The following is a 13,757-nucleotide window of genomic DNA, read 5'->3' as shown; positions in this document are numbered from 1 at the left end:
GGCCGAGCCTGCGCCTTAGCGCTTAGACGCAAAGGACACGAAGAAAGAGCAAGAAGAGGAATTAGGAAGATAATGAGAATTGCTTTGTTTGGTACGAGTGCTGACCCGCCAACTTCTGGGCATCAAGCGATTTTGAAATGGCTGTCGCAACACTATGATTGGGTGGCGGTTTGGGCTTCAAATAATCCGTTTAAATCGCATCAAACGCCGCTAGAACATCGCTCAACAATGCTACGGTTGCTGATTGAGGAAATTCATCCGAGTTGCCACAATATTGGGCTGTATCCGGAATTCAGTAGCCCTAGAACTCTGGAGACGGTGCAGAAGGCTAGGCAATGCTGGGGGATGTCGGCAGATTTTACCGTCGTCATTGGTTCGGATTTAGTAAACCAGATGCCGCGTTGGTATAGAGTTGAAGATTTATTGCAGCAAGTGCATCTACTTGTGGTGCCTAGACCAGGATATGCGATAGATGACTCTGATTTGGAAGCGCTGAGGCAACTAGGGGCGCAGATTGCGATCGCTGACATCAAACCACCGGCGGTTTCTTCCACAGCTTATCGTGAGAATGGCAACAGACAAGCCTTGACGACGACCGTTGAGGATTATATTCACAGAGAACGTTTATACGAATGCGAGGACGCAGCTCGAAAAAGATAGGAGATTCGGTAAAAAAACCGGCATTAGCGGATTTTAAAGTCGGAGTCGATAACGTGATTTTCTCAGTCGATACGGCGCAAAACCGACTATTAGTTTTGTTAGTAATGCGGCAGGACGAACCTTTTTCCGATCGGTGGAGTTTGCCCGGTACTTTAGTGCGGCAAGGGGAATCTTTAGAAGATGCCGCCTATCGGATTTTGGCTGAAAAGATTCGCGTGAAAAATCTGTATTTAGAGCAGTTATACACCTTTGGCGGGCCTGGACGAGATCCGAGGGAATGCGAAGAAAGCTACGCAGTTCGTTATCTGTCGGTCAGTTATTTTGCTTTAGTGCGATTTGAAGAAGCTGAATTAATTGCCGATGGAGTGAGTGGAATTGCCTGGTATCCTTTAGAGCAAGTGCCACAATTAGCCTTTGACCATCATAAAATCTTAGAGTATGGTCATCGGCGTCTGCGAAATAAATTGGAATATAGCCCAGTCGCCTTTGAAGTGTTGCCGGAGTTATTTACTTTGAGTGACTTATATCAGCTTTACACGACCGTTTTAGGTGAAAATTTCTCGGATTATTCTAATTTTCGCGCCCGACTCTTGAAGCTGGGTTTTCTTTACGATACCAAAGTCAAAGTCTCGCGAGGGGCGGGGCGTCCGGCGAGTTTGTATCGATTTGATGCTGAAGCGTTTGCTCCGTTTAAGGATAAACCGTTGGTATTTATTTAAACGCAAAGGTAGCGCTGTCGCGCCGCTTCGCTAACGCAAAGGTTCGCGCAAAAGTTCGCTAAGTTAAAAAAACAATTTAATTTTATCTTCCTTTGCGTTACTCTGCGTTACCCTTTGCGAACCTTTGCGTTAATCATAAAAAATCAGATAAGGAAAGCCAATTATGAAACAAACCAAAGATTGTTCAAATATTGAAGAAATTCGTCAGGAGATTGATGAAATTGACCGCCAAATTATCGCAGCTTTTGGTAAACGATTTGAATATGTAAAAGCGGCGGCAAAGTTTAAAACAAACGAAACTAGTGTAAAAGCCCCGGAAAGGGTTCAGTCGATGTTGCAGCAAAGACGTCTTTGGGCTGAAGAACAAGGTTTAAATCCAGATGTAATTGAAAAGCTATATCAAGATTTGATTAATTATTTTATGAATGAAGAATTAAAACATTGGCAATCTAAATCCTAATTGCTGCGATTGAAAAATTAGTTTAAATAATCAGAACGACGCAGGTGATAACTGAATATGAAAATTGCGATCGCTCAACTCAACCCCACAATTGGCAACCTCACCGGCAATGCCCAACAAATTCTAGAGGCGGCAAGACAGGCAACTCAGCAAGGTGCCCGTTTGTTGCTGACGCCGGAACTCTCTTTGTGCGGCTATCCGCCACGAGATTTGCTGCTGAATCCCGGCTTCGTCGAGTCTATGGCAACGGTGTTGCAGCAGCTAGCAGAGGATTTGCCACCCAATTTAGCGGTGTTGGTGGGTACGGTAGACCCAAATCCGGAGGCGCACGCCGCTGGAGGTAAACCGTTATTTAATAGTATTGCCTGCTTAGAACAGGGCAAAATACAGCAAATTTTTCACAAGCGACTGTTGCCCAGCTACGATGTTTTTGACGAATATCGATATTTTGAACCGGGACTTCAGCCAAATTCTTTTACGCTCGATAATCTCCGCATTGGCGTCACAATCTGCGAAGATTTGTGGAACGATGAGGAATTTTGGGGAAAGCGTAGCTATGCAGTGAATCCGATTGCTGACTTAGCTCAATTGGGTGTAGATTTGGTGGTGAATTTGTCAGCTTCTCCCTACAGTGTTGGCAAGCATCACTTGCGAGAAGCAATGTTGCGTCATAGTACTGTCCGTTACCGCCAACCAAGCATTTATATCAATCAGGTTGGAGGAAATGATGACTTAATTTTTGATGGAAGTAGTTTCGCTTTGAATCACGCCGGGGAAGTAGTGTGTCGTGCCCTTCGTTTTGAGACGGATTTGGTGCTGCTGGAATTTGATGAGGAAAAGCGGGATTTGATCTCCCCTTCACTAACCAAGGATAACGGGGAAGTCGCACCGCTTGCGGCAAGTGAAGACGAGGAAATTTGGGCAGCATTGGTGTTGGGAGTGCGAGACTATGCCCGCAAGTGTGGCTTTTCCAAAGTTACGCTTGGCTTGAGTGGTGGAGTAGATTCGGCGTTGGTAGCAGCGATCGCATCCGCTGCTTTAGGGGCAGAAAATGTATTCGGCGTCCTGATGCCTTCGCCCTACAGTTCCGACCATTCTGTCGAAGATGCGCTGAAATTAGCCCAAAAGCTGGGTATTGCTACTCAAACCCTAGCGATTGGGCAGCTGATGCAGGGTTATGACCAAACTTTAGAACATCTGTTTGCCGGAACGTCTTTTGGGCTTGCGGAAGAGAATATTCAATCGCGGATTCGGGGCAATTTATTAATGGCGATCGCGAACAAGTTTGGCTATCTCCTCCTTTCTACGGGTAACAAGTCAGAAATGGCGGTTGGTTACTGTACGCTTTATGGCGATATGAATGGGGGATTAGCGGTGATTGCTGATGTACCGAAAACTCGCGTTTATTCTCTATGCAATTGGCTGAATCGTAACGGTGAAATTATTCCGACGAATATCCTCACGAAACCGCCAAGTGCCGAACTAAAACCCGGTCAAGTCGATCAAGATTCTCTACCCTCTTATGACATTCTGGATGATATTTTGCAGCGATTAATTCACGAACATCAATCAACTGCTCAAATTATCGAAGCTGGTCACGATCCAGTCGTTGTCAATAAAGTGATGCAATTAGTGGCGCGTGCCGAATTTAAGCGGCGACAAGCACCGCCTGGACTGAAAATTACCGATCGGGCTTTTGGCACCGGCTGGCGAATGCCGATTGCGAGTCGTTGGAGTGCGATCGCATGACGTGGAGTGGATTTTTAGAAACGGCAATGTTGGCTCGTTTTAGCGGCTGATATAGCCCCACTGACTGCCAATTCTTACGGGTGCCAGCCCCTCTTGAAAGGAACCAGCCGCATCAAATTGTGGCTGAATAACTGTTTTGCCAGTCTTGTCCATATATCCATACTTCCCACCAATTTCTACCGCGATTAGCCCTTCGGAAAAACCACCGCGATCGCGTACTTCATTAAACTGCGGCGGAATCACAATTTTTCCGGTTTTGTCCATATAGCCATATTTACCGCCCCTTGAGATGAGTGCCACTCCATCCTCGAAACTGCCTGCATAATGAGACTGCGGCGGGAGAACTAACTTCCCAGTTTTATCGATATAGCCAGTCTTTTTGTCAATCGTTACCGCTGCTAGGTCTTCGTTTGGGTAAAAGGGAGAAGCATACTCAAATTGCGGTTGGATAACCACCTTCCCAGTTTTGTCAATATAACCCCAACGCTGAGGAATTTTACTGCCGATGGCGATGGGTGCTAGCCCTTGGGAAAAACCATCATTTGTCCCATCAAATTGGGGTTTGATGACTAGATTTCCAGTTGTGTCAATAAAGCCTATCTTTAAATTATTATCAAATACCGCTGCCCGCCCTTCTTTAAAGGGATAAGCTTGTTTATACTGCGGTTTAATAACTATCTTGCCCGTCTTGTCAATATAGCCTTCTTGATTGCCAATTCTGACGGATGCCAACCCTTCTGAAAACTTATGAGCAGCGGCAAACTGCGGTTTAATAACCAGATTGCGGTTCGTGTCGATATAGCCCCACTTGCCGCCAATACTGGTTGGCGCAAGTCCTTCTGAAAATTGTAAAACTTGCTCAAATGGTGGATTGATAATGACCATTTTTCCAGTCTTATCAATATAGCCGAACTGATTGCCGATTTTTGCGGCTGCCATCCCTTGTTCAAATTTTTCAGCAAAATCAAACTGCGGCTTAATGACAATATTGCCAGTCTTATCGATATAACCTTTTTTTCCGTTACTCGTGACGACTGCTAGACCTTCTGAGAAGTTTTCAGCAGCCTCAAATTGCGGCTTAATAACGCGATCGCCTGTTTTGTCATTTTGGGGCGCTAAAGACGGTGAAGAAGCTTGAGAGGATTGCTGGGTGGATTTTAGGGAACTGACACAGGCGGTAAGAGGAACGATGCCCAAGGCGATCGCGATTAATCCCAGTCTAATTAACTGACTAAAATTCTTATTTTCTAACTTTTTAAATAGCATAGGGTTATTAGTAGGTAAATATTGGCGTTAATCTCAACCAAATTTATTTGACATTTATTTGGCATTCAAGAAATTTAAGCTGGGTTCAGCTCGCTCGAATATTGCACTGTATTTAGGGTGGTGTGGAGATGGCTGGATGAATCTCTCGCAGAGATTGAAATCATTTCCCGACCGAGAGCCAAGAGTAACCTTGAATCCTTATCAGAAATTGAAATACAGTAGACTGGTTGGCTATAGCTGCTACGGCTCCTCATCAAAAATGTTTACTGGATCGGAAACTACGGCGACAGTTTTAATTGTGCTGGTGGCTTTAGGCATCCTGGGTTGGGGCTTCTACCGTGCCAAGTCATTCGGCAAACTCGGCATCTTAGCTTGGTTGCAGTCAGTGGTGTTGATGTCTCCCTGGCTGTTGTTTTTTGGATTGTTCGCGGCGGGGATTTATCTCAACCTGGTGAGCATCTTGTTTATGTTGATAGCCTCCGCTGGGTTGTACATCTTCATCGGAAATAAACTGCGAGCAGCCGGTCAGGATGCCATACTGCGGGAGCGGGTCTTGAAAATGGTGCAAGAATCCAACCCGATAGAAGATACTGCTGAGGAAAATGGGGGAGAGACAGCGGCGGCAACGCCAAAAGAGGCGAAAAATGCCGTCTCCCAAGAAGTAGTTCCCATTCCGGATGAAGACTTGAAAAACATCCAAGGAATTTTTGGCATCGATACCTTCTTTGCCACCGAAAGCATTCCTTATCAGGAAGGAGCCATCTTCAAGGGAAATCTGCGGGGAGAACCTGCGGCGGTTCATTCCCGCTTGTCTGCGAGTTTGCACGAGAGATTGGGCGATCGCTATCGGCTATTTTTAGTAGAAAATCCGGAAGAGAAGCCGGTGGTGATTGTTCTCCCCAGCACCAACGATCCGAAACCGGCAACCTTACCTCAGAACATCTTGGCAGGCGTCCTCGTCGTGGCGACCATTGCCGCTAGCTTAGAGACGGCGGGAATTTTCCTCGGCTTTGATTTCTTCAGCAACCCAAGCCGCTTTGGAGAAGTTCTGCCCATCAGTGCCGGAATCTGGGTGATTTTAGTGACTCACGAACTCGGTCACTGGTTCCTAGCTCGTCGTCACAATATTCGCCTAAGTTTTCCTTTTTTCATCCCATCCGCACAGATTGGCTCGTTTGGGGCGATTACTCGGTTTGAATCGCTATTACCCAATCGCACGGTGCTGTTTGATATCGCTTTAGCTGGCCCTGCTGCTGGTGGCATTGTCTCTCTATTGATGCTAATCGTCGGCTTAATTCTTTCCCACGAAGGCAGTCTATTTAAGGTGCCATCGGAGTTCTTCCAAGGGTCAATTTTGGTGGGCACTCTAGCACGGGTTGTCCTTGGTTCTAGTCTTCAGCAAACCCTGGTTGATGTCCACCCGCTGACGATTATCGGTTGGCTGGGTTTGGTGGTAACAGCGTTCAACTTGATGCCAGCGGGAATGCTCGATGGGGGTCGAATTGTCCAGGCAATCTACGGACGCCAAATCGCTCGACGCGCTACCGTTGCCACGTTAGTTTTGCTAGGAATTGTCTCTCTAGTAAATCCGACGAATCCTTTGCTGCTGTACTGGGCGATTGTAATTCTGTTCTTGCAACGGGGTCTAGAACGCCCTAGCTTGAATGAGATTTCCGAACCCGATGATGCGCGAGCGGCTTTGGGACTGTTGGCTCTGTTTTTAACAGTGGCAACTCTCCTCCCTCTCACTCCAGGCTTAGCGGGACGCTTGGGCATTGGGGGATAGGCATTGGGAATGAGCGAATGGGGAATTGGGAATTGGGAATGGGGGAATATTCTCTCCTCACCTATTCCCTGTCTCCCACTCAGTCCTATCTGGAGGAATGCAAAGAAGTTTAAACAGTCCTAGAGGGGATTTAACATTTCTTAAAGAATTTCCCTAAAAACGATTAAACTTCATTGCAAAATTAGAAGAGACTAGGAACGGTGTGATAACTTCGTTAAGGTTGACAAACGGCTGAGAGATAACGATGGAGAACACAATAAACGTGCCTTTACAGCAATCCTCAACTCCTTCATTTCGTGAAGATTTTAGTGAGTACGTGGCGCATCTACAGCTTCACATGGCGTTACAAGCGCGCAACCTAGTTCCCACTCTCACCAAGGCTGTTGATAGCCGCGAGCAGCTATTACAGCAAACTCAGGCGGATATTGAAAAGCTGATTTCTCGTCAAGGCATCTAATTCGGCTAATTTTGATTGATTGGCTGATAAATTGATAGCCGCGCAATTATTTCTAACAATTTTTTGAAACTCCACTGAACTTAGTTTGACAATCAGAGCTTTATCGCTCTGATTTTTTTATGGATTGAATTGCTAAGTAGAGGCATGGCAGGCATGATAGGTATGCCTTTAGGGGCGTGTTTGTGCCATACCCCTACAAAACGTAAATTTTTTACCAGTTAATTTAATCCAGATAGATCAGAGAGACGCGATCGCTTTACTGAGTTGTCAGCACGCACATTATTCCGATTGAGTGCAATTACCGATTCTGCCTGTTGGAGTGCTGATTGCCAAACTTCATATCCTCGACCGCTCAAATGCAGCCCATCCGTCGTTAAGTCCAGACGCAAATTTCCTTCGACATCGCTAAAGCGAGAGTGAATATCTAGATAGCCTGCACCCTGCTGTTGAGCAAGGATAGCAAGTTGTTGGTTAAGGTTACGAATTCGGCGGTTAGGAATGGTGTTGATCCGGGTGGGAAGAATGGATTGCACGATGACTGAGCTGCGAGGATGCTCTTGTCGTAAGCGGCGAACAATTTGGCGAAGATTATCGAGAATTGTTTCATCCGTTGCACCTTGGCGCAAATCGTTGATGCCAGCTAAAACGTAAATAACATCGGGACGAGTTTGGGAAAAAGCAGACAATCTTTTCAAGATGCCACGGGAATTATCCCCAGAAATTCCCTGATTCAGCCACAAACTCCCCCCAGGAAGACGTTCTTGGGGAAACCACAATGAGAGAGAATCTCCCACTAATACGGAAAGACGGTTGGAACCTTGACCTTGAGAAACTGCTCTCGCTTCCTTTGCCAGTAGGCGTTTCCACTGTTCATAGCTAGGTTTTTGTAAAGCCAGTGCTTTAGTACCTGCTTGGTTCGCCCAGTATGACTGAAAGCTATCAACAGGTAGACGAGTATAAATCTTGCCTGCTTTCAGAGCAGCTAATCTTTGGTAAAAAAGTTGACTGCCAGATGCCGGTTTTGTCGTTGCTGTATCCGGTTTCAGCTTCGCTTGTACGGAGGGTTTCAGTTCTATCGCGGCTTGAGCTGCTGTCGGTGCTAAAGCTGTAGTAATAGTTAGTGTGTCAGTCCCCTGGAAAGGATTAGTCTGCGAAATCAACTGCTGGCTAAATTCCGGAGAGGTGATTTCAATGGTCGGGACGATTTTCTGAGCCACCAGTGGCTCAAAGGTACTCGACTCACTGGAATGCCATAACGCTAACAGGTTGTCAGGCTGTGGAGGTAGCACGGGCGGGGGCGGGGCGGCTATTTGCCCGCCGCTTAACAAACTTACCGCCAACAGATAAGGATCGCCCATTGTGTCTCTACTCCTTCACTTGTGCCTTCCTTTCCCTTTGACAGGGATTATTGGTTGGAGTCAGGAATTTTTAGGAGAAGCGATCGCTTTCTGTTGGCAAGACGCAGGAGCGATCGCTTTTAAACTCCTCTAAAGTGACGTCATACACGAGTCATTTGTCAAGCGCATTCAAAAATAAGCCAAAAAAATAAGTCAAAAGTCGATTTATGCGCCCTAGGAATCGACTTTTGACCATCTACTTGCAAGCAAGCCAGACTGGGGAATGCGATCGCATTCCGGTTAGGAATACTGCGATATCATTGGCAGTTCCTGATTGAGAACCCAATTGCCAATATCCCGTAGCTTGTAGTCCACTGGGTCATGCAGGGTAAACGTCCGCAAATCGCGCCAGTAGCGGTCAAAGCCGTATTTCGCAGCAGTCGAACGAGCGCCCATGACTTCAAAGATGCGGGTGGTGATATCCAAGCCAACTTTAGTGGTAAAAGCTTTAGCAGTATAAACAGCGATCGCAACTTCACCTCGTTCCTCCTGAGTGAGCGCCTGTCCCTTTTCCCATGCCGTCTGTACCTGCTGCGCTGCCTGACGGCAGAGCGCGATCGCTGCCTTTAGCTCAGTCCATAGCTCACCATAGTGCTGCAAAATGTAGGGATCTTTCGATGCCCGATCGACGCCTGAGGTCATCCAGGGTCGAGTCATCGTCGTCGTGTAATCCTTTGCAGCTTCCAAGGCTCCCTCCGCAATTCCTAGATAGACATGGGTTTTCGCCAACTGATTCACAACGAACAGGAGGGTAGAAAAGGCACCCTCTGGAGATGGAGGTGGGCCGAGAATTTCATCCGGGTTCACGAGGACGTTGTGGAAGGTGAAACTACCGCTAGCGGTGCAGCGTTGTCCCATATTGTCCCAGTCGTTGTTGTAGACAATGCCTTCTCGATCCTTGGGAAGGATAAAGGCAATCGGATGATCGACCCCGTCTTGCACGGCGGCGAATACACGAATATCCGCTGCTGCCACTCCGGTGCCAAAGCTCTTAGTTCCATTTACCCGGAAGCGATCGCCTTCTGGCTCAATTTTGAGGCGAGTGTCCCGCGTGTTAAATGCATTTCCCCAAAACAAGTGATGTTGGGCAGTAGCTCGATAGTAGCGTTCTGCTTGAGCGGGGGTGCCGCTCACCTGACCCACCACTGATAAGATTAGCTGATTGCAGTAGAGTTGCCCCGTAGAACCATCTGCTTTAGCAATTTCCTGAAGAACCTTGTAAGCTTCTACCCAGGTTGCGCCAATACCGCCATATTCTCGCGGTACAACCAGAGGTAACAGTCCTGCTTCTCGGAGTCGTCGTACTTCTTCATGGGGGATACCTGCTTGGCGATCGCGCTCAACGGCACTCGCTGCCAATTCTTGGGAGAGAGCAGACGCGATCGCTGCATAATCTTTCAATTCGATGCGGTTTAGTAATGTAGTCATGGTTTTTTCTCCTTTTTACTTGTCTTTTGTAGTAGATAATTTCTGAACTGGTTGCGAGGCTTGATTTAAAACAACCAGTGAAGAGAACTGTTTCGTAGTTAGCAATAGCGAGTCACTGCTACCGGGTTTTTGGTAACGCCAAGCAAATGCACAGAGTTTGCACATAGGATTTTCTAGCTTTCAATGGTTTTCAGAATTGAAGGTTGGTGTTACATATTTTTTTAGCGATTCACTTTCTTGCCGCTACATTTGTGATTTTTTCTGTATCCCCCCAATTGATGGCAGGGATTTAATCCAGACAATTCGTAAAACGGGTTTAATTCTTCCGCACAATGTAGTAATTGTTTTGAAAATCATGAGCGAGTTGCTTGATTTCCACGCTAGTGAAACCGGCATCTTCCAGCATTTCCAATGCTTTCTCCTGACCCCACATGGCACCAAGCCCCATGCCTCCTGCGGCAAGCGATACAGTCATACAGTGCATACAAGAAATGGTGTAAAGTAACGGCCCTGCCGGATGATCGAGATTGCCATCAACATAACCGGAGGCACGAATATCCTGCATCAAATAAATGCCATCCGGACGCAGTGCTTGGGCAATTCCTCGCAACACTAGATCGGGCTGAGCTTGGTCGTGAATGGCGTCAAAGGTAGCAATGAAATCGTAGTTTTCAACTTCATCCAGGGTGGCAGCATCTTTTACTTGAAAGCGGATATTTGCAAGATTGAGGCGTTGGACTTCGGTTTGCGCGATCGCGATCGCTTCTTCTGAGAAGTCGTAGCCTGTAAACCGACTATTCGGAAATTCCTTCGCCATTTTGGTGATAGCACGACCGCTACCACACCCCACATCCAGCACCTTAATTCCCGCCTTAAGTGCCTCAATCAGTCCGGGAATTAAGGGCAAAATGTGGTCATTCAGCGCCGCAACGACCGTTTGACCGCTATCTTCCGCCATCACTTGATGAAAACGCTTGAAAGCAGAATAGGGAACCCCACCACCCTTGTAAAAGCAGTCGATGATTTGCTCCTCAACACTTCCTAACAAAGGGATGTATTGGGAAAATGCCGCAATGTTGTCAGGACTGGAAGCCCGCGTTAAGAATGCGGCGTGTTCTAGAGGCAAATCGTAGGTATTCTTAGCTGGATTGTATTCCACAAAGCCACCCGTAACCATTGCTCCCAACCATTCGCGCACGTACCGCTCATTCAACCCCGCTGCGTCTGCAATCTGTTGGCTTGTAGAAGGCGGTAGTTCAGCCATCCTGTCAAATAGCCCAGTTCTGTGACCGATAGACGTTATCAGAGCGATCGCGCCACTGTTGAGAATGTTAAGCATCCGTTCGGCAAATGCTTCTGCTTTGGTTTGGTCTAGGGTAAGTGTTGTCATAAAATCCTCGTCATGATTTTCAAGTTTGAATGTGTTATTCAGAGTGCGATCGCAAAAACTTAGATTTCTGTTGCACTCTTAAGCGGAGTTAGAGGAGCTGATAGGTAGCATTCTGAAGAGAAATAGATATCAGAAAAACGGAGGGTATTCGCAGGAATTCAACCCAAGCTGTGTGTCCCTTCAGGATTTATTCGGTATCCTCTATGAATGTTTTTTGATATATGAACAAGCTATCAAGGCAAGCGTTCCGATAGCGTTCTGGAAGCGTTCGCTCCCCCAAAACCTTACCCTAGGCTATGTATGCATATAACCACTGTGAAATTGATGCGATCGCGTACAGCCCTTTGGGTATGAAAACAGCGTCAGCGTAGCGAAGGCTAACACTACTAGGTAGTTGTTCGTTCGTCGTTCCTGATAACTGATTGCGGCTCGTATACACTGCTTGAGACGGTTAATACAAGACCGGAAAAATAGACTTATGCTGTTGCTTGCTGCACAATCCTAGAAAAATTTATATAGAATTTGCGAGTTACCAAAAAGATTGTTATCGGGTATCTTCGCTTTAACACGAGCGCCAGTGATTTGAGTCACAAAAATGTAAGTTTCCGATCGCATTTAATTGAACGCTTCGCGAACGCTGCTTTGAATAACTTGGTATTTAGGTGAAGCAATTCACTAATTAACAACGCAAATACCAAGGAGCAACTTCTATGATGTCCAACATAAAACGTGTAAAAGTAGCGATCGCATTTTCTGCCACTCTATTATCCACTGCTGCCATTCCCACCGCAGCATTAGCTGGAGATAATAAAGTCTACGCTGGAAGTATGTGTCAGCCTGAGACTTCCGCTTCTAATCAGCAATTTAGTCGTGCAGCTGGACAGTTTTCAGTTCAAGGTACCACATCCATTAACCTACATTGTCCTGTTGTTCGGGACATTACATCAGGGACTGAAAATGGCAGCGCAGGGCCTCTTGCTTTTGTGCATGTATTCAGCAGAAACGCTCAGTCTACAACCCTACAGTGCGAGCTGCGGGCTAACCAGCCGAACTCTCTAAGTTTTCAATTCCAGAAATTAACAATCGCACTTAGCGGTGGTGCTACAGGTACTCCGAAGAAGCATGTGTTCAACTTCACGGGACCTGTAGCTCAAACTGCTAACGGAGCTTATGAGGTTGTTTGCTCACTACCACCAGGTACGGGAGTTGCAAGTTACTCCATTGCTGAGTAACTGGGTACATTTGCGAGTCGATTTCCAATGCTCTAATACCATTCTGTTTTTTGCTTGCAACATATAGACTTCTTAGCCCCCCAATTTATTGAGGGGCTGGGGAGATCCTTAATGTATCGCCACACAATCTAAATGGTATGGCTAGCAAACTGGTTGATTAAGGTATTGGAATTTTCTCAGCTACTCTAGCCTAGAGATTACTTTTTATTCCCTCTTTATGGCTACGGTTTAAACGCCGGACGATCCAATACTTGGTATTTGTAAAAAATGCCCAATACTCAAACTAAAAAGTTAGAACTTTGCCTTAAATACTGCCTTAAATTAAATTCGTGTTCATAGCTTAAATCTCTTGAATTTGAAACGAGTTGAAATTTGGTTGGTTATTTCAGCCTTTTCAGGCTAATAAATTTTCATTACTTATTGCCAGCTATTATCACCATGCAAAAACCAATTTATCTAACAACCTTCCTTTGGATTGCTTCAATTTTGTTCGGCAACTATCACCCCTCAAGCAATTCATGGATTCCAATTTTTCAAGCTGTGAGGGCGTCAGCTTCTGAGATTGATATGCCCTTTTGCTATATGCAGACATCGGATGGCAGAACTTTAGACCTCACCCAACTATGCGGTGAGAAACCTCAAGTCATCATCGCAGACCAAACATCTGATGGGGATATTCTGACGGGTCGCATCATCAACGAAACCCAAAAAACAGTTCATTCGATTGAAGTCACCTATAACGTTGTTGGATTAGATGGCAAGGTGATTAAAAGTAGTTCTGTCAATGCAGAACCCTCCACGCTAAATCCAGGACAAAGCGGCTCTTTCAAAGTTCACACGATTATCGGTGATGGCAAATTGAGAGCGACATCTGTTAATTGGAAAGAGTAACAAGAATGGTGGTGGGCAAATGAAACCACGCAGTTATTTAGCCTCAGCGATTGATTGGGTTGAAAACAACAATGCAGGCAAAACTCAGAAATCAGAAAATTTCTGATAGGTTGGCTCTAAAAGTAGTCAATAAGCAAGGGATAGTAAAACTAAATGGTCTGGACGCAGATATCAGCGATCGCTTTTTCGGGTATTCTCTGAATCCAAGACTTTACTTCTACTGATTCCGTTGTTGCTGTGGTGCAACTGTTACTAAGAGGGCAGTCCAGTTGCACTTTCTTCCCTAAGCCATCAAAGAGTTAAGCGATCGCATAAGCACCAC

13 protein-coding genes are annotated in these 13,757 nt (G+C 46.1%); 9 read left to right on the top strand and 4 right to left on the bottom strand.

All coding sequences use genetic code 11. From position 1 onward, the window contains the following. Positions 1-72: 72 nt before the first annotated feature. The 4 genes from H6F52_RS16050 to H6F52_RS16035 all read left to right on the top strand — a co-directional run bounded on the left by H6F52_RS16050 (position 73) and on the right by H6F52_RS16035 (position 3,588). Entirely contained in the window at positions 73-660 is a 588-nt protein-coding gene (locus H6F52_RS16050; protein WP_190437826.1) for a nicotinate-nucleotide adenylyltransferase, read from the top strand. Next, positions 633-1,379 (top strand): NUDIX domain-containing protein, encoded by a 747-nt coding sequence (locus H6F52_RS16045; protein WP_190437823.1) that lies wholly within the window; start codon positions 633-635, stop codon positions 1,377-1,379. Before H6F52_RS16050 ends, H6F52_RS16045 begins: the two co-directional genes overlap by 28 nt. Positions 1,380-1,542: 163 nt before the next feature. After that, positions 1,543-1,839: an isochorismate lyase gene (locus H6F52_RS16040; RefSeq protein ID WP_190536051.1), complete on the top strand. Its 297-nt coding sequence runs from the start codon at positions 1,543-1,545 to the stop codon at positions 1,837-1,839. Between the two features lie 57 nt (positions 1,840-1,896). Then, positions 1,897-3,588, top strand: coding sequence for an NAD+ synthase (locus H6F52_RS16035; RefSeq protein ID WP_190536050.1), 1,692 nt, complete (start codon positions 1,897-1,899; stop codon positions 3,586-3,588). Between the two features lie 39 nt (positions 3,589-3,627). On the opposite strand, the gene H6F52_RS16030 is transcribed toward H6F52_RS16035, so the two are convergent. Beyond that, positions 3,628-4,854, bottom strand: coding sequence for a WG repeat-containing protein (locus H6F52_RS16030; RefSeq protein ID WP_190536049.1), 1,227 nt, complete (start codon positions 4,852-4,854; stop codon positions 3,628-3,630). Between the two features lie 259 nt (positions 4,855-5,113). Here H6F52_RS16030 and H6F52_RS16025 point away from each other — a divergent pair, with 259 nt between their 5' ends. Continuing rightward, positions 5,114-6,640 carry a site-2 protease family protein gene (locus H6F52_RS16025; protein ID WP_190430633.1) on the top strand — a complete coding sequence of 509 codons (1,527 nt, stop codon included), beginning with the start codon at positions 5,114-5,116 and terminating at the stop codon, positions 6,638-6,640. A 244-nt stretch (positions 6,641-6,884) separates the two neighbouring features. Next, positions 6,885-7,097, top strand: coding sequence for a hypothetical protein (locus H6F52_RS16020; RefSeq protein WP_190410320.1), 213 nt, complete (start codon positions 6,885-6,887; stop codon positions 7,095-7,097). A gap of 218 nt (positions 7,098-7,315) precedes the next feature. Here H6F52_RS16020 and H6F52_RS16015 read toward each other — a convergent pair whose 3' ends face one another. Beyond that, positions 7,316-8,455 (bottom strand): GDSL-type esterase/lipase family protein, encoded by a 1,140-nt coding sequence (locus tag H6F52_RS16015; RefSeq protein WP_190536048.1) that lies wholly within the window; start codon positions 8,453-8,455, stop codon positions 7,316-7,318. 1 nt (position 8,456) lies between these two features. Between H6F52_RS16015 and H6F52_RS26160 the strand changes: the two genes are divergently transcribed. Beyond that, complete coding sequence (locus H6F52_RS26160) at positions 8,457-8,588, top strand: hypothetical protein (protein ID WP_277877454.1); 132 nt, start codon at positions 8,457-8,459, stop codon at positions 8,586-8,588. Between the two features lie 146 nt (positions 8,589-8,734). Here H6F52_RS26160 and H6F52_RS16010 read toward each other — a convergent pair whose 3' ends face one another. Both H6F52_RS16010 and H6F52_RS16005 read right to left on the bottom strand, forming a co-directional pair. Then, the gene (locus tag H6F52_RS16010) at positions 8,735-9,922 is read right to left on the bottom strand and encodes an acyl-CoA dehydrogenase family protein (RefSeq protein WP_190536047.1); all 1,188 of its coding nucleotides are present in this window, start codon (positions 9,920-9,922) and stop codon (positions 8,735-8,737) included. Between the two features lie 316 nt (positions 9,923-10,238). Beyond that, on the bottom strand, positions 10,239-11,312 hold the full coding sequence (locus H6F52_RS16005) for a class I SAM-dependent methyltransferase (protein WP_190536046.1): 1,074 nt from the start codon (positions 11,310-11,312) through the stop codon (positions 10,239-10,241). 710 nt (positions 11,313-12,022) lie between these two features. Between H6F52_RS16005 and H6F52_RS16000 the strand changes: the two genes are divergently transcribed. Both H6F52_RS16000 and H6F52_RS15995 read left to right on the top strand, forming a co-directional pair. After that, entirely contained in the window at positions 12,023-12,544 is a 522-nt protein-coding gene (locus H6F52_RS16000; protein ID WP_190536045.1) for a hypothetical protein, read from the top strand. A gap of 438 nt (positions 12,545-12,982) precedes the next feature. After that, a complete protein-coding gene (locus tag H6F52_RS15995) occupies positions 12,983-13,435 on the top strand; it encodes an FxLYD domain-containing protein (protein ID WP_190410326.1) in 453 nt (150 codons plus the stop codon). The last annotated feature ends 322 nt before the right edge of the window (positions 13,436-13,757 follow it).

This window comes from Coleofasciculus sp. FACHB-542, from assembly GCF_014695825.1.
In the GTDB taxonomy this organism is placed as follows: domain Bacteria; phylum Cyanobacteriota; class Cyanobacteriia; order Cyanobacteriales; family FACHB-T130; genus FACHB-T130.
The sequence above is the reverse complement of the archived record's forward strand: the minus strand, read 5'-3'. Positions and strand labels throughout refer to the sequence as shown.